This is a genomic window from Desulfosarcina alkanivorans (assembly GCF_009688945.1).
Classification (GTDB): Bacteria; Desulfobacterota; Desulfobacteria; order Desulfobacterales; family Desulfosarcinaceae; genus Desulfosarcina; species Desulfosarcina alkanivorans.
In genome coordinates, this window is record NZ_AP021874.1 from 2494878 (window position 1) to 2511004 (window position 16127).

At 61.8% G+C, this 16127-nt stretch carries 11 protein-coding genes; 9 read left to right on the plus strand and 2 right to left on the minus strand.

Features of this window, described 5'->3' with window-relative positions:
• Nucleotides 1-27: 27 nt before the first annotated feature.
• Complete coding sequence (locus DSCA_RS11085; protein WP_167527713.1) at nucleotides 28-825, minus strand: glycerophosphodiester phosphodiesterase; 798 nt, start codon at nucleotides 823-825, stop codon at nucleotides 28-30.
• Between the two features lie 192 nt (nucleotides 826-1017).
• Between DSCA_RS11085 and DSCA_RS11090 the strand changes: the two genes are divergently transcribed.
• From DSCA_RS11090 to DSCA_RS11100, 3 genes are read left to right on the plus strand one after another with little or no spacing between them, the layout of a single operon-like run.
• Complete coding sequence (locus DSCA_RS11090; protein ID WP_155316491.1) at nucleotides 1018-1587, plus strand: helix-turn-helix domain-containing protein; 570 nt, start codon at nucleotides 1018-1020, stop codon at nucleotides 1585-1587.
• A gap of 9 nt (nucleotides 1588-1596) precedes the next feature.
• Nucleotides 1597-3252, plus strand: a complete 1656-nt coding sequence (locus DSCA_RS11095; protein ID WP_155316492.1) for an AMP-binding protein — start codon at nucleotides 1597-1599, stop codon at nucleotides 3250-3252.
• On the plus strand, nucleotides 3221-4873 hold the full coding sequence (locus DSCA_RS11100; RefSeq protein ID WP_155316493.1) for an AIR synthase-related protein: 1653 nt from the start codon (nucleotides 3221-3223) through the stop codon (nucleotides 4871-4873). The genes DSCA_RS11095 and DSCA_RS11100 overlap by 32 nt, the downstream gene beginning before the upstream one ends.
• Here DSCA_RS11100 and DSCA_RS11105 read toward each other — a convergent pair.
• Nucleotides 4870-7143, minus strand: a complete 2274-nt coding sequence (locus tag DSCA_RS11105; protein WP_155316494.1) for a S8 family serine peptidase — start codon at nucleotides 7141-7143, stop codon at nucleotides 4870-4872. The genes DSCA_RS11100 and DSCA_RS11105 overlap by 4 nt on opposite strands.
• Before the next feature lie 288 nt (nucleotides 7144-7431).
• Between DSCA_RS11105 and DSCA_RS11110 the strand changes: the two genes are divergently transcribed.
• The 6 genes from DSCA_RS11110 to DSCA_RS11135 all read left to right on the plus strand — a co-directional run bounded on the left by DSCA_RS11110 (nucleotide 7432) and on the right by DSCA_RS11135 (nucleotide 16115).
• Nucleotides 7432-8916 carry a sigma-54-dependent transcriptional regulator gene (locus tag DSCA_RS11110; RefSeq protein WP_155316495.1) on the plus strand — a complete coding sequence of 495 codons (1485 nt, stop codon included), beginning with the start codon at nucleotides 7432-7434 and terminating at the stop codon, nucleotides 8914-8916.
• Nucleotides 8917-9156: 240 nt separating this feature from the next.
• Complete coding sequence (locus tag DSCA_RS11115) at nucleotides 9157-9570, plus strand: hypothetical protein (protein WP_155316496.1); 414 nt, start codon at nucleotides 9157-9159, stop codon at nucleotides 9568-9570.
• A gap of 1 nt (nucleotide 9571) precedes the next feature.
• A complete protein-coding gene (locus DSCA_RS11120; RefSeq protein ID WP_155316497.1) occupies nucleotides 9572-12739 on the plus strand; it encodes a choice-of-anchor X domain-containing protein in 3168 nt (1055 codons plus the stop codon).
• A 112-nt stretch (nucleotides 12740-12851) separates the two neighbouring features.
• Nucleotides 12852-13346, plus strand: a complete 495-nt coding sequence (locus DSCA_RS11125) for a DUF11 domain-containing protein (protein ID WP_155316498.1) — start codon at nucleotides 12852-12854, stop codon at nucleotides 13344-13346.
• A 175-nt stretch (nucleotides 13347-13521) separates the two neighbouring features.
• Complete coding sequence (locus DSCA_RS11130) at nucleotides 13522-14793, plus strand: hypothetical protein (RefSeq protein ID WP_167527714.1); 1272 nt, start codon at nucleotides 13522-13524, stop codon at nucleotides 14791-14793.
• 89 nt (nucleotides 14794-14882) lie between these two features.
• A complete protein-coding gene (locus tag DSCA_RS11135) occupies nucleotides 14883-16115 on the plus strand; it encodes a hypothetical protein (protein ID WP_155316500.1) in 1233 nt (410 codons plus the stop codon).
• Nucleotides 16116-16127: the final 12 nt, after the last annotated feature.

Genomic DNA, 16127 nt, shown 5'->3' on the forward strand with positions numbered 1-16127 from the left:
CTGCCCTCTGCCCTCCGACCTCCGACCTCAGACCTCGGACCTCGGTACACAGACGCCCTGCATCTTCACCGCCCGGTTCGAGAAAATCCAGTCCACGCCGCGCCAGGCCTCCCGATATAGGCAGCGCCGGGAATCGACGAAACCGGTGCCGACCCCCTGCCCCAACTCGTGATGGCGGGTCAGCCGCCGACGGGTCATCGGCAGGAAGTGGCCGGTAATGCCGCCCCACCCGCAGGCGGCCGCCATCCGGCTGAGGGGGTCGATCCGTATGCGGGCGATGGGCAGGAAAGCCCGCGGGGGCAAGAAGGCGAACATGGCGAACATGCCGGGGTGCAGTCCCATCAGGTGAAAATCCGTTCCCGGCTCCAGGTGCCTGAGCAGGCGCTTCAAGCGGCGGGCCTGAATGTCAGGCGCCGGGTAGGGTTCGGCCTTGAGTTCCATCATCAGATGACGCCGGCCGCCGTACCGATCCACCACGTCACCCAGGCTGGGAATCAGGGGGAATTTTTTCCTGAGAGCATCCATCGGGGTCCGGCCGATTTCGGCCGCCGCCATGAACAACCGGCGGGTGTCCGGATCGTGAAACACCACCGGAACCAGGTCGCGGGTCCAGCGCACATCCATCTCGAGTCCCCAGACTCCGGCATCAGCGGCTGCGTCGAAGGCCGCCAGGGTGTTTTCGATCCGCCCGCGGTTGTCGTGTTCGCCGCGGTGGGAAACGATGCGGCAGGCGCGCAGGAGATGGGGCGGCGGCGCCGGGCGCGGCCATCGGCGGAAGAACCGGCCCACCAGCCGGTGAACGAGCGCCTCGACCTGATCCTCCATCCTTATTCCTCGCTTCGGATCGCCACCCATGGGAATCCAAAAAAGCCTTTGCCTGCAGGCTGGTTTGGGTTATAGGAACAGTTTGCTTTTTTGAGGGACCGCAAACAGGTTATCATAATCCATACAGGAAAAACAGCCGACCGGTGTTGTTCAGCAATCGGCACCAGCCAAAAAATGGAGAAACGCAATTCAATGAAAACAGAAAAAGTGGGGCAGCGCATCCGGACCTTCATGACCAGGCAGGAACTGACACTGGAAACACTGTCCCAGCGGACGGGACTCGAGCCGGGCTTTCTTTCCACCATCATCGAAGACGATGTCTATCCCTCCCTGGGGCCGCTGCTCAAAATCGCCCGGGCCCTGGACGTCCGGCTGGGAACCTTTCTGGACGATCAGATCAGCCGTGACCCCCTGGTGGTCCGGCGGGCGGACCGCAAAGAGGAGCTGAGCATGCTGCGGGGCAAGGACAAGCCCGTGGCCCTGAAGTTCTATTCCCTGGGAAGCGGCAAGAGCGACCGGCACATGGAGCCCTTTTATGTGGAGCTGCTCCCGGAATCGGAAAAGGCCAAGGACCTGTCCAGCCATGAAGGCGAAGAGTTTATCGTGGTCTATGCCGGCCGGGTGGAAGTTACCTACGGCACGGAGACGGTCGTTCTGGAAGCCGGTGACAGCATCTACTACAATTCCATCGTCCCCCATTATGTCAGTTGCAAAGGGGCTCAGCCGGCAGCCATTTACGCCGTACTCTACATCCCCCGATAGGAGGCTCCCATGGCACAGCAGCAATTGCAGAACCTGACCCTGGGGCAGATCCTCGACCGCACGGTGGCCGCCCACGCGGACCGCGACGCCATGATTTACGTGGACCGTGATTTCAGGCTCACCTATGGTGAATTCGGACGGGTGGTGGATCAACTGGCCAAAGGGCTCATGGCCCTGGGGGTAAAAAAAGACGAAAAGGTGGCCGTCTGGGCCACGAACATCCCCTACTGGGTCGCCCTCCAGTTTGCCACGGCCAAGATCGGGGCCGTACTGCTCACGGTCAACACCAACTACAAAACCGCCGAACTGGCCTACCTGCTCGAACAGTCCGATACCGAAACCCTGTTCATCATCGACGGCTATCAGGACACCGATTACATCGGGACCGTGTATGACCTGGTGCCGGAACTGAAGGTCCAGGAGCGGGGGCGGCTGGAAAGCGCCCGCTTCCCGCATTTGAAACGCGTCTGTTTTCTGGGCCAGGAGAAACATCGCGGCATGTACAGCCTGCCGGAAATCATGGCGCTGGAACCCCTGGTGACCGACGGCGAATACGAGGGCCGGCAGGCCGGTCTGGACGCCCACGACGTGGTCAACATGCAATACACCTCCGGCACGACCGGATTTCCCAAGGGCGTCATGCTCTCCCATCACAACATCGGCAACAACGGCTGGTGGATCGGTGAGAACCAGGGCTTCACCGAACAGGACCGGCTTTGCCTGCCCGTGCCCCTGTTCCACTGTTTCGGATGCGTGCTGGGCGTGCTGGCCGCCGTCAGCCATGGCGCCGCCATGGTGATACTGGAAAAATTCGACCCCGTCCAGGTCATGGCCTCGGTGGAGGAGGAACGCTGCACGGCCCTGTACGGCGTGCCCACCATGTTTATCGCCGTGCTGGAGCACCGCCTGTTCGACAAATTCGACTTCTCCTCCCTGCGCACCGGCATCATGGCCGGCTCCCCCTGCCCGGTACCGGTGATGCGCCAGGTGATCGACCGGATGAACATGAATGAGATCACCATCTGCTACGGGCTGACCGAGAATTCGCCGGTGATGACCCAGACCCTGCCGGACGACGACATCAAGCGGCGTACGGAAACCGTGGGCCGGGCCATGCCGCAGATCGAGGTCAAAATCGTGGACCCGCAGACCGGCACCCCGCTGCCGCCCGGGCAGCAGGGAGAGGTGTGCTGCCGGGGCTACAGCGTGATGAAGGGCTACTACAAGATGGCCGATGCCACGGCCAAGGCCATCGACAGTGACGGCTGGCTGCATTCCGGCGACCTGGGGGTCCTGGACGCGGACGGCTACCTGGCCATTACCGGCCGCCACAAGGATATGATCATCCGCGGCGGTGAGAATATCTACCCCCGGGAAATCGAGGAGTTTCTCTTCGGCATGGAGGGCATTGTGGACGTCCAGGTGGTGGGCGTTCCCAGCAAAAAGTATGGCGAGGAGGTGGGGGCCTTCATCATTCTGAAGGACGGCGCCGACGTCACCGAAAGCGACGTGAAGGATTTCTGCCGGGGTCAGATCGCCCGCTACAAGATCCCCAAGTACGTGGCCTTCGTCGACAGCTTCCCGCTGACCGCCAGCGGCAAGGTTCAGAAATACAAACTCCAGGAGCAGTCCCTTGAATGCTTCCCCGATGCCGGCGCCGGTTGACGCCGTGGCCGCCGAGCCTTACCGTATCGACGCGGTGCTGTTCGATTTTGACGGCACGCTGACCCGGCCCGGCAGCCTTGATTTTTCCTTGATCAGGCAGGCCATCGGCTGCCCTGACGGCATGCCCGTACTGGAATTCATGGCCGGTGTCGAAGACGACCGCCGTCGGGCGGACATGGCCCGGCAGCTGGACCGCTTCGAGCTGGACGGGGCGACGGCATCCCGGCCCAACAGCGGCGCCGAGCGGCTGGTGGCGGCCATTCGAAAGGCCGGCCTGCCGGTGGGCATTCTGACCCGCAACAGCCGGGCATCCGTGCTCAAGGCGCTGGAAAACTTCCCCAACCTGTCCATGGACGACGTCCATGTCCTGGTCACCCGGGAGGACCCGGTCGAGATCAAACCCTCCGGGGAGGGCGTGCTGCTGGCTGCCGGGAAAATGGGTGTGGACCCGGCCCACGTGCTGGTCGTCGGTGATTTCCACTTTGACATGCTGGCCGGGGACAACGCCGGGTCCCTGACCGCCTTCCTGTCCAACGGCCGCCCGGTTCCGGCCGATATCCGCTGCCGTTTTGAGGTCGATCGCCTGTTGGACCTGGAAGCGATTATCGAAGACGGACTGACGCTGCCGGCCGGCAAACTGCCCAACCCGTTTCTCGAAACCCTCCTGGCCCGCTACCGCATTGAGGACCCGTCTGTGATCGTGGGGCCCTCGGTGGGCGAGGACACCGCAGCCGTGGACATCGAAGGGGAGTCGGTGCTGGTGCTCAAGACCGACCCCATCACGTTTGCCACCGAATCCATCGGCCGGTATGCCGTATCGGTGAATGCCAATGATCTGGCCACGGCCGGAACCGCCGCCCGCTGGATGCTGGCCACCCTCCTGCTTCCCGTCGGCTTCTCCCGGTCCCAGGTGCGCCGGATCTTTGCCGACCTGCACGATGCCTGCACGGCCGGGGGCATCACCCTGTGCGGGGGACACACGGAGATCACCGATGCCGTCCGCCGGCCGGTGGTGGCCGGCATGATGGCCGGCACGGTCGCCCGCAGGGACCTGATCCATAAACAGCAGATGGCCCCCGGCGACCGGGTGCTGGTGACCAAGGGGGTTGCCGTGGAAGGCACCGCCATCATCGCCGCGGAATTCAGGGAACTGCTTCTGGAAAAAGGAATGACGGAAGCCGAAATCAATGCCTGCATCCGGTTTCAAGCCATGATCAGCATTCTGCCGGAAGCACGGATTGCCTGGGCCAACGGCGGCGTGTCGGCCCTTCACGACGTTACCGAGGGGGGAATCGCCACGGCCCTGGCAGAATTGAGCCAGGCCGGCGCCCGGGGAATCCACGTCCGGCGCGACCGGTTGCCGGTTTATCCCCAGACCCGCCGGATGGGGGAGATGCTGGGCATCGACCCGTTAGGGCTTATCGGCTCGGGAAGCCTTTTGATCTGCTGCCGGCCGGACGACGCCCCCCGCCTGTTATCCGAACTGGAGAAAAACGACATTGCCGTTGCCGATATCGGTGCGGTAACACCGGACCCGCCGGGCATCCGTGCCGAGGCAAACGGGGCACCGGTGCCATGGCCGCGGTTCGATGTGGATGAAATTACGCGCCTGTTCGCCTAAGGGCCTGTCGGACCGGATTCGGTCCCGGTTCCGTCAGACCGGTGAGAGGGGTGGATCACGACGGGCTGCCGATGGATCTGCCTGGTCTTTTCCCATACGATCAGCACCAGAATCAGCAGGGCGGCACCAAGACCGATCGTCATTCCCCGTCCTTTTTCAAAAAACGCCCTTTTTTCAGCAGCCGTAGCGATAAAACACCCGCCCCCGCCGCCGCCACCGGAACCCGATGAAGCCGTGCCGACCGCCCGCGGGGTGGTGGCCGCCGTTTCATTGGAATAGCCGGTGCGGTCGCCGCCGCTCAGGGTGAGCACCCGGTAAATGTAGGTGGTGCCGTCGGACAGACCGGTGTCGACATAATCGAATTCATCCGTTCCCACGATGGCGATGGTGGAATAGTCGCTGCCTGAATCGGGCCGGCGCTGGATCTCGAATCCTGAGTCCACCGGATCCCCAACGGTCCAGTCCAGATCGATCCGGTCCGTCGCCGCCGCCCGGGAGCGGAGGTCCACCGCCGCCACCGATACCATGGCCTGGTAGCCGTTGATCCGGCCGCCGGTGGCCACGAATCCCTCCAGCTGGGGCTTGCGGTCGACCGTGGATTCGATCAGCAGCTTGACTTCCGTCGGCGTCAGCGTCGGCTTCTGGACCATGATCAGGGCAGCGGTGCCGGAAACATAGGCCGCAGCCATGGATGTTCCCTGATAATACTGGTAGGCATCGATCCCTTGGCCGGTGTCGGCACAGGTGATGGCCAGGTTGTCGATAAGGTACCCGTCGGCCGTGCCGGAACCGTCGCTGATGAACCGGAAACGGATGGAAAGCGACGCCGCACCGTCGTAAGCCTGCAGGTCGGCAACCGCCAGCTGCCAGGTGCCGATGGTCCCGGAAATGGACTCCGCTGGGCCGTCGTCCAGCCCGACCCACAGCCGGTTCCATGTGGTCCCGTCCGTCGAGGCTTCCACCACGAGGCGGTCACCGTCGCCGGCGGTGCTGCCGATGACGCTGAAGTCGAGGCGGGCGCCGGAAATGCCGGCCAGGCTCAAGGTCTCCAGACGGGCCCATGCATCCATATCGTCCGCATAAGCGCCGGCAGGGCTTTCGGTCAGCACCTCATTGCCGTAAATGGATTGAAGCCCCCAGGCACCGTCGGCAACCCAATGGGTGTCGTCGGAAAAATCGTCCTCGAACAACGTCCGCCGGGCCGGCACGGTGCTGTAGATCCCAGTGCCCGGCGCCGCCACATCGGCCCGGCTGTCGCTGTAATTGGTGAAGGCGGCGGGAAAATCGTCGGCATCCGATGCGGCGACGGAGAGAATGGCGGCGCTGTCGTAGCTGGCCGGGTAGGTTGGCACCACGTCCAGGTTGTTGCCACCGTTGCCGGCTGCACAAACCACCAGGGCATCCGCGGCATCGATGGCATCTTTCAGCGCCTGACTGTAGTCACCACCGCCCCAGCTCAGGTTGATCACGTCGGCACCGTTGGCCGCCGCGTACTCGATGGCCGCGATGGCATCGGCGGTGGTGCCGTAGTCCGCGGCGGTAATATAGCGCAGGGGCATGATGCTCACCCGCCAGCACACGCCGGCCACGCCCATGCCGTTATTGCCCACGGCGCCGATGATCCCGGCCACGTGGGTGCCGTGGCCGTGGGTGTCCACGGGTCGGTTGTCACCGTCGGCAAAATCCCACCCATGCACATCGTCCACATACCCGTTGCCGTCGTCGTCGATACCGTTGTCCGGCGTTTCGCCCGGATGGGTCCAGATGTTGGCCGCCAGGTCCGGGTGGGTCGCATCCACGCCGCTGTCAACCACCGCCACCACGATGTCCCTGCTGCCGGTTTCCAGCTCCCATGCCTGGTCCGCGTCCATGTCCGCATCTGTTGTTCCGTCGGTGCCGTCGTTGACCAATGCCCACAGGCGGTGCATCTCGGCGTCATCGGGGAGGGCCTGGAGGCGATAGCGGTAGTTGGGTTCGGCGTACAGGACATCCGGGTCGGATCGATAGAGCGCCACGGCCTGATCGACCGTCATGTCGGCCGGCAGCCTGACCTTGCGGACACCGCTGGCCCTGAAGGCCTGAACGGTGGACAGCCCCCGGGCGGCACGGTCACCGGCCCGCTTTCCGGGTGCCCGGTTCTGCCGGTATTTGACCAGCACTTCGCCATCCACATGGGATCGGCGGGGCGGGGCGGCGGCGGTCGCCGGCGAACCGAGCGCCAGCAACAGGGTTGCGGTAAGAATTCCCTTCAGAATTTGAGTGGTCTGCATGTTCCGTCTCCGGTGCTTCGGGTGAGCGTGACGCGCCAATTGTCAGTTATGAGATTCAGTGAAAATGGGTGCTGAAAACGTCTCGTTCAAAGGGCTTATCGGCACCGGGCGCAAGGACTTGAGCCGACAATGGGTCCAAATTTCCAGGCGCTGCAGGTTGGGGTGGGACGACGGTTGACACACATATTTTTTTCCTATAATAATATGTGGTTAACGAACAGCGAAACGATGCGTCTGCAGGCGAAAACGTATTCTGGACTTCACTCTCTGGATGGTAAAGGATTCTCCATGGGCAACGTACTGGTCATCGACGATGATGCAGCGGTCTGCGATGCACTGTCTGAACTTCTCTCCCACATGGGACATATTGTCGATACGGCCATGCGCCGTGAAAGCGGCCTGGAGCAGGCCACGTCCCACGCCTATGACGTCATCCTCCTGGACGTAAAAATGCCGGACGGCAACGGGCTGGACCTGCTGCCCCGTCTGAAAGCCCTTCCCAGCGACCCCGAGGTGATTATCGTCACCGGCTACGGCACGGCCAAGGCAGCCGAATTCGCCCTCAAAAACGGCGCCTGGGACTACCTGGAAAAAAAAGCGTCGGTGGAAGAGCTGATCGCCTCCATCAACCGGGCGTTTCACTATCAGAAAGAGAAACGGGGCAGCGAACCCCTGGCGCCCGTCAAGCGGGAGCGCATCATCGGCAACAGCCCCAATATGCGCCCCTGCTTCGACCTGCTGGCCCAGGCCGCCGCCAGTGAAGTCAATGTACTGATCACCGGAGAGACCGGAACCGGAAAAGAACTTTTTGCCAGGGCCATCCACACCAACAGCCCCCGCGCCGCCCATGGCACGGTGGCGGCGGCGCCCCTGAAACGAAACCCCCGTGCGGAAAAAAATTTTGTGGTGGTGGACTGTGCCGCCCTGCCCGAAACCCTCGTGGAGAGCGTGCTCTTTGGTCACGAGAAAGGGGCCTTCACCGGAGCCGACCAGGCCCAGGACGGGCTGGTGGCCCAGGCCGACGGGGGAACCCTCTTCCTGGACGAGGTGGGCGAACTGCCCCTTCCCGTCCAGAAAAATTTTTTGCGGGTGCTCCAGGAAAAACGCTATCGGCCGGTGGGATCGAAACGGGAAAGAAAAAGCAATTTCCGGCTGGTTGCCGCGACGCACCGGGACCTGGACCAGCTGCAGCAGGACGACATGTTCCGCCAGGACCTGCTTTTTCGCCTGCGCGCACTGACCATCGAGTTGCCGCCGTTGCGCGACCGCAGGGAAGATATCAAGGAACTGGTCCGGCACCACACGGCACGCCTGTGCCGCAGCTACAAAATGGGGCCCAAGGAGTTTGCACCGGATCTGCTCGAAGCCCTGATGTCCTACCCATGGCCCGGCAACGTCAGGGAACTGGTAAACACCATCGACAGCATGCTGGCCGTTGCCGGACAGGACAGCACCCTGTTCCCCAAACATCTGCCCCTGCACATCCGGGTGAAGATCGTCTGCAACTCCTTCAAGGGACAGGGATCCGAACCCGAAACGGAGCCGCCCTGCACCGACGCCTCCGCAACGGAGGTCGAATCGCTGGTCAGTTTCAAGGAATACCGCATGAAGGCCGAAAAAAAGTACCTGGAAGACCTCATGGCCGGCACCTGCCGAAATATCGCCAAGGCATGCAAAATTTCAGGCATTTCTCGATCCCGCCTTTACGAACTGCTCACCAAGCATCAAATTGGCGACCCCGCCGAGGACAACGCCAGCCAGCAGGCCGGCTGAGGTCGGATCGCTGCCGGGTAAAATTTGTCGAAAGGCCATTTCCGGCTTTCCGGACCCCGTCCGAAAAATCGGACACGGTTAGCCTCCCCGCCTTGCCGTATTTTTGATGCACCCCACCGCTAAAAAATATAAACACCTGATATAATTATTTTAATTTTAATTTTTCAGTTCAGGCACGGTTGTTGCCATTCTCCTTCCTGTTGAGCATTCCAACAGAAACCGCAGAAGGAGAGCAACACGATGCTGCTGTTATACGCAAAAGTCCAAAACGGAGTTACCCGGGCGCTGAAGCCGATCCTGAACGGCAGGTCCCCCGGCGTGGGTCTGGAAACCTATGCGGATCTGAACGACCTGTTCGATCGTCTCCACAAGCCGCGGTTTAATCTCGAAATCGGCATCCTGGACATTGCCAGCGAAGGGGAACTGGACCGCCTGCTCACCATCAGGGAACTGCTCTCGGACATGCGCCTGGTGCTGGTGCTGCCCGACAAAAACCCGCACACCGTTGCCAAGGCCCATGCCCTGGCGCCCCGCTTTATCACCTTCGCCGATGCCGGTATCGCCCCCCTGGCATCGGTCATCAGCAAGATGCTGGCATGCCGGACCATGCCGATGACCGCCCCGCCAGCGGCCCCGGAAACCGCCTGTCACTGATATGCACCCGCCGATACGGACATACCCGACGCATCCGCACTGGATCATCGGCCTGCTGGTCGCACTGATGACCATGGTCGCGCCTCCCTGCCGTGCCGATCTTCGATCGGGTCCGACCTGGTTCGATGCCAATGGCGTTGGAAGCGCACCGGACTGGCATTACCGCGCACCCATCACCATTCCGTCCGACAGCGTCGCCAACAGCACCATCCGCATCGACGTCGATTTCGACGCCCTGCTCACCGCCCTGGGCATATCCGGCACCTTCGATGCGGACTCCCCCCGCATCGTCAAGGAGGACGGCAGCCTCGCCGCGATCCAGCAATTCACCGACACCGTGTATGCGGGCGGTACCGACGAGCCGGGCAACGGCCAGGGGGAAATACGCTTCATCCTCGAGGAGAGCGGGCCATCAACCTGCTACCTCTATTTCGATATTACCGAAAACGGAACCAAGGCCCCATGGCCGGCGGCCGATACGATCAACGGAAATTTCGAACTGGACACCGACAACCTGGGTGCCCTGGCCGGATGGGACGTCGATGCCGAGTCGGGCTTCGATGCCGAGGTCAGACCCGGGGAGACGGTAACCGTAAACGCCGTTTCCACCGACGGCACGCCCCATACCGGGGAGTACGCTTTTCTGCTGGGGTCGCGCTCCGCAGACGAACCGGTCAGCGCCTCTCCCGCCGTGACGCTCTCACGGTCCATCACCGTTCCTGCATCCAACCCGGGCAGCCTCACCCTGCGATACCGTGCGGAAGGCTGGGACAGTTCCGCCGACTACGATTCCCGCTACGATTTTATCCGCATCCGGATCGACGGCGATACCGTGGTGGGGCCCGATGCCGGCAATTACGCCGGGCAGCCCTATTCACCCAACTACGGAACCGGTTATATCAGCTGGAACGAGCCCGGTTACGGCCGCTACAACTACTGGGACCGGGACACCGGCGGCGACGCTCACCTCGGCATGGGATTGTCGGCAGGAGACGAACCCTGGTTCGACGTGTCGGCCAGCCTCACTGCCTACGCAGGACAGACGGTCACCCTGGAGATCACCAGCAATCATGTGCATCAGTATCGCTCGTGGTTCCATGTGGATGACGTGGCGTGGAGTGTGCGGACCCTGTCCCTCGGCGAACCGCAGGCCTTCGGTGCCGACATCTCCCGCCCGCTGACCGCCTTTCCCGGCAGGTTCCTGTCCATTGCCGCCGTTGTGGATGCCCGGGCCGATTCGGTGTTGGCCGATGTTTACGATCAGGATGACAATCTGGCGGCCGCCGGCATCGTCCTGTTCGACGACGGCAGCCACGGCGACGCCGCGGCCAATGACGGGATCTGGTCGAACAACGGCGCCGACCCGGCCTATCCCACCGTGGCCATCCCATCCGGCGCGGCCATCGGCGGGGTGTGGACAACCGTGGTCCTTGCCCTGGACGGGTCGGGCAACCGGGTCTCCGCCACCGACGGCCTGGTGCACAATCCCTCGGTCACCGGAACCGATGAAACCCAGGCCAACTTCTTCAATATCGACGAGCAGGGGTTCACCATCATCGAGCCCGTGCCGGATCTGTCCACGTCGACCAAGACCGTGGTCGATCTCAACGGCGGTTCGCTCTATCCGGGCGACGTCCTGGCGTATACCATCACCCTGGTCGAATCGGCCGGCATGCCCGCAGCCGACGTCCGGGTCACGGATGTCCTTCCCGCCAGCGTCACCGGATTTAACCTGATCAGCATACCTTCCGAGGCGGCCGGCACCTTCACCGACGCCACCGGCACCCTGGACGTCTCCGGCATCAGCCTGCCGGGCGGCGGCAGCGACACCATCGTCTTCGAAGTGACGGTAGGGGCATCGGCCGCCACGGGTGCAACCATCGACAATACGGCCGCCATCACGGTTCCGGGGGGAACGGGTGCCGGTCCAACGGTGTCGTCCCCGCCGGTAAGCGCGATTCCGGCCACCGGAAACAAACAGCTGTACCTGAGAACCACCACCGCGCTTTCGCGAACACCGCCCGAGGAACCGGGCAGCAATCAGCGCATCGTTCCAAACAGCAGCCATTCCTGGACGCTGACGCCCGCCCTGCAGCAGGCACTGACGATTCAGGCCGGAACCGTTTCGGTTCCCGTGAGGCTGATGATGAGTCGTCCGAACCTGGGCAGCAGTAACCGGTCAACGTCCATCGATATCGACGTGAGCGGAATTGGCTCCCTCACCAACATACCGGTCACCGTAGGCGGGTCGGTCCTTGAGTATAACTTTTCGATCCCGCTGGCGTCGGCACCTCCGTTTTCGCTGCCCCCCGGCACGGCGCCGGTCCTGACCGTCAGCACGTCCAATCGGGCCATCCGGGTCTACACGACCTCCGGTGGAACGCCGTCCCGGGTCCTCCTGGGCGTGGACACCGTCATCAACGTGGATTCAGTCGGCTTTTACGACGACGCCTATCCCGGCGGCACGGCCGTCGCCTCGGCCCCGCCCGGCAACACCGTGTACGTCCGTTCGGTGATCAGCGACCCCTTCGGCAGCTTTGACATCAGTGGGGCCTTCCTCACCCTGGAAGCCCCCTCGGGCGGCACCGTGCTGAACGGGGTGGCCATGGACGAAGTGCTGGACAGCGGCGCCGCCACCAAGGTTTTTGAGACCGCCTATGACCTGCCGGGCTTCGGCAGCGACGGCACCTGGACGGCCACGGTGACCGCCACCGAAGGCACCGAGGGCACCATCATCCACCAGGGGGCGGCCCCATTGTTCGTGGGCGCGCCCCTGCTCACCGTCTTAAAGTCCGCCAGCAGTACCGCCGCCGGCCCCGGCGACCTGATCACCTACACCGTTCAGGTGGTCAACACCGGCACCAGTGCGGCGGTCAACATCGAAATGGACGATGCCATGAGCCCCTACACGGCCCTGCGCATCGCCTATGACGGCACCGGCGCCCTGCCCTTCTCGCTGGAGGCAGCGCCCGTCGGCCTGGCACTGGGCGCCCCGGTCTATTCGGACGACGGCGGATCGACCTACGGATACAGCCCGCTGGTCTCTGGAGGCGGCGGTGCGCAGACGGGTTTTGACGGCCGCGTGAGCCACTGGCGCCTGCCGGTGGTCGGCACGCTGGAGGGCAGTGGGAGCAAATTTACCATGAAATACCAGGTGGTCGTGAAATGAGGAGAATCGCGACTGGAAGCCGCTCCAGCGAAATCATCCACACCGGAAAAAATATTCTGATTCAGGAGAGAATTTTAAATTGGTCACTTCAACTTACAGGGAGGAAAGAAAGATGACACTGAGAACATTTTTAAAACTGGCCGCAGTCATCCTGATGCTGATGCCCATCGACGCCTGGGCCAAGCCGGATGTAAAGGTGTCCATCACGGCGGAAAAAGAGATCAGCGTCGTGGAAAACGGACAGACCGTGGTCAAACGCATTCCCGCCGACACGGTAGCGTCCGAAGAGACCCTTTTCTATACCCTCACGGTGGCCAACCACGGCGACGAGAAGGTCACCAACGTGGTCCTCAAAAACCCCCTGCCCGAAGGCACGGCCTACGTCGCCGACAGCGCCTACGGGGAGGGCAGCACGATTCTGTTTTCAGTGGATGGCGGAAAGAATTTCCACACGCCCCCGCAGCTGACCGTCACCGTCAAAAAGGCTGACGGCAGCAGCGAAAAGCAGAGCGCCGCTGCGGATCAATACACGCACATCCGCTGGACCATCGCCGACATAGCGCCCGGAAAAACCCTGAAACTGGGATATGAAGCCACGGTCAAATAGCCGTTCATGAAACCGATTAAAAAGGAGAAAAAGTGAGAAGAAAATTGCAGGACAAGAATGGATGGGCCCGGGCCGGGCCGTAAGCCGGTCAGTCGACCATCGGAAAAGATCCTCCTTACGTTCCACAACGTCAACCAGTACGTCAGCGAATAATGTTCAAGGAAGAGGAGATGTCATGAAAACCAAGGTTAAAAAAAGAGATTCAAAACAGACGGTCACTTTATTTTGGACGGCAGTCCTGCTGGTCATGGTTTTGGCTGCGGCCCCTTGGGCGTTGGCCAGCACCGCAGAAAACACCCAGATTGTCAACACGGTAAACGTCACCTGGGACGATGTGACGGGACTCAACAGCTACGATACCGATGCCACATCCACAGTAACCGTCGCCCTGCTTCCTTCTCAACCGAACATCGCGTATGCGCCAGCCTTTATTTCAACTGAGCTTACGGCAGCGAACTTAACATACACGATTACCGGCACTGCCAATGGCGATGATACGTATACGATTGCATTGACCAACCCCGCTAATGCTACCGTGGGCGGCCTGACGTTGCCGGCATCGGATACGACGATCACCGACCTGGGTGGAACCACGTTAGTGGAGCCTACCGATGGAAGTTTTGAGATCACGGTTCCCCATGACGGTAGTACCGACACCCCTGCTTCAATCAATAGCATCGTAGTAGACGATTGGATCGTTATAGGCGGCACTGCCTATCAGGTTACGAGTATTACTGAGGCGGATACCTCCACCACCTCAACTATCCAGCTGAGCAATTTGGATGCCGACTTAAATACTTTGCCCGCTCCCAGTGGATCCGTCGGTGACATTGTAGGTGAACAGCAGACAATTACTATTGCGGTGACCACGGGCGCTTTTCCAGGCACGGATACAACCAGCGTTGAGGGCACCCACGATGTTGACGCTACTATATCGTGGACAGGCGACTCGGTCCCTCAGGCCACTGATACAGTCATCACCGTCCGTCGCCCATTACTCACTGTACAAAAATTTGTTCAGGTCGCCCCAGGAAGTGCTGAGGCACCCGGAGGCGGCAATTCAATTATGGTAAATACCGGCAGCGGTAATCGGATGTACTGGACAAATATTGTTGCCCCCCCCGAAGCAACGCTTGAGTACATCATCAGGGTCTTCAATGGCGCGGCTACGGACGCCACCAACGTGGTGATTGAAGACACCATTCCCCCGTTCACGACCTATGTGGATAATTCCATGAAACTTGATCCGGGAACTGGCGTTTTTGAAGATTTAAACGATACCACTGCAGATGCCGGCGAAACCGACGGCAACACCCCCGTCGAAACGATCTGGATCTATGCCGGCAACGGCGGCTCTGACACGGATGCTGGCGGTAACACCGGTACCGGCGGCACCATCGCCGCTGGTGCGACGTCCATCGGCGTATTCCAGGTAACCATCTACTGATGCACCGAACCTGATCCGAAACCGTTAGACGCAGGGCGCCGGGAGAAATCCCGGCGCCCACCGGATTCAATCTGCAAGACAGGTGCATCATGAAAAAACTATTCTCGATCATTGCCTTATTTTTTCTCTTTTCCGTTTGTGTCCACGTCGGTCGCGCCCTGGCCGACGTGGCAGCCAACGCCCGGATCGTCAACCAGGCCACCTTGTATTTCGATGACGGATCAGGGGTGATTCAGTCGACCGATGCGTCCGTCATCGTCACCGTGGCCCATGTTCCCGGCATCCCCACCCTCAACGCACCGGCCGACGGAGAAGTCGCCTATATCAACGCGATGACGCCAATCACTTATAACTACACCATCACCGCCGGCGGCAACGGGCCGGACACCTACACAATTAACAGCAGCATCGCGGACCAGTCCAACAACGGCAGCGACGCCGGTTTCAGTTTTGCCGCATCGACCGGCCCGGGCGAAACCGTCACCATCGCCGGAAGCACGGCGTCCATCGACCTGGGCGCCACCATCACCACCACCGGCAGCACGACGTCGGTCCTCCAGGTACCGGCCGATGGCGTCGCCGACAATGCGGTCAACGGCATCAGGGTGGACGACATCGTGTTCGTGGGCAGCGGGACCCCGACACGGGTGACCGCCGTCAGCGATCCGGATAGCGGAACGGCCACCATCACCCTGGCCGATGCGCTGTCCACCGATCCGGATGCCGGGGTCACGGTTCTGGAACAGGGGGCCTTTACCCTCACGGTCACCTCCGGAACCATCGACACCACGGGAACCGACATCGTGGTGACCGTGGACACAACCGCCGTGAGCACGGACGCACCGGCCAGCGATACGGTCGTTGCCAGCTATACCAGCGGCAGTGCCACCCTCACCAAATACGTAAGAAATGTGACCAGCGCCAACGGCACCACCGGCTTGAGGCAGTTCACCTTCAGAAGCGCCACTCACGACTTTTTCACCGGCGGGGTCACCGGCGCGCCGGGTGACACGCTGGAATACCTGCTGCTGGTTGAGAATCCCGGCAGCGGCCAGGTGACCGGTTGCAGCATCGAAGACGTGCTGCCCATCGATTTCGTATCCTTTGTTTCCGATGCCTACGACTCGGACGAGCTGGTCTACGTGGATGTGACCGGCGGCACCGAGGATCAGTTCACCCAGACCACCGGGGACGACCCGGCCACCGTGGACGGGGCCGATCTGACGGTCCATGTGGGCGCCGGCGCCACCATCACCGATGGCGGCGATGTGGCCGGAAACGCCAGCGTTTTCATCGCCTACCAGGTCACCATCAACAATTAACCGGAGGCCGAT

What these genes read in the sequence shown, in the direction of transcription:
- DSCA_RS11095 (WP_155316492.1), top strand. Translation starts at nt 1,597, where the DNA reads ATGGCACAGCAGCAATTGCAGAACCTGACCCTGGGGCAGATCCTCGAC.
- DSCA_RS11085 (WP_167527713.1), bottom strand. Translation starts at nt 825, where the DNA reads ATGGAGGATCAGGTCGAGGCGCTCGTTCACCGGCTGGTGGGCCGGTTC.
- DSCA_RS11130 (WP_167527714.1), top strand. Translation starts at nt 13,522, where the DNA reads ATGAAAACCAAGGTTAAAAAAAGAGATTCAAAACAGACGGTCACTTTA.
- DSCA_RS11125 (WP_155316498.1), top strand. Translation starts at nt 12,852, where the DNA reads ATGACACTGAGAACATTTTTAAAACTGGCCGCAGTCATCCTGATGCTG.
- DSCA_RS11090 (WP_155316491.1), top strand. Translation starts at nt 1,018, where the DNA reads ATGAAAACAGAAAAAGTGGGGCAGCGCATCCGGACCTTCATGACCAGG.
- DSCA_RS11135 (WP_155316500.1), top strand. Translation starts at nt 14,883, where the DNA reads ATGAAAAAACTATTCTCGATCATTGCCTTATTTTTTCTCTTTTCCGTT.
- DSCA_RS11105 (WP_155316494.1), bottom strand. Translation starts at nt 7,143, where the DNA reads ATGCAGACCACTCAAATTCTGAAGGGAATTCTTACCGCAACCCTGTTG.
- DSCA_RS11120 (WP_155316497.1), top strand. Translation starts at nt 9,572, where the DNA reads ATGCACCCGCCGATACGGACATACCCGACGCATCCGCACTGGATCATC.
- DSCA_RS11115 (WP_155316496.1), top strand. Translation starts at nt 9,157, where the DNA reads ATGCTGCTGTTATACGCAAAAGTCCAAAACGGAGTTACCCGGGCGCTG.
- DSCA_RS11110 (WP_155316495.1), top strand. Translation starts at nt 7,432, where the DNA reads ATGGGCAACGTACTGGTCATCGACGATGATGCAGCGGTCTGCGATGCA.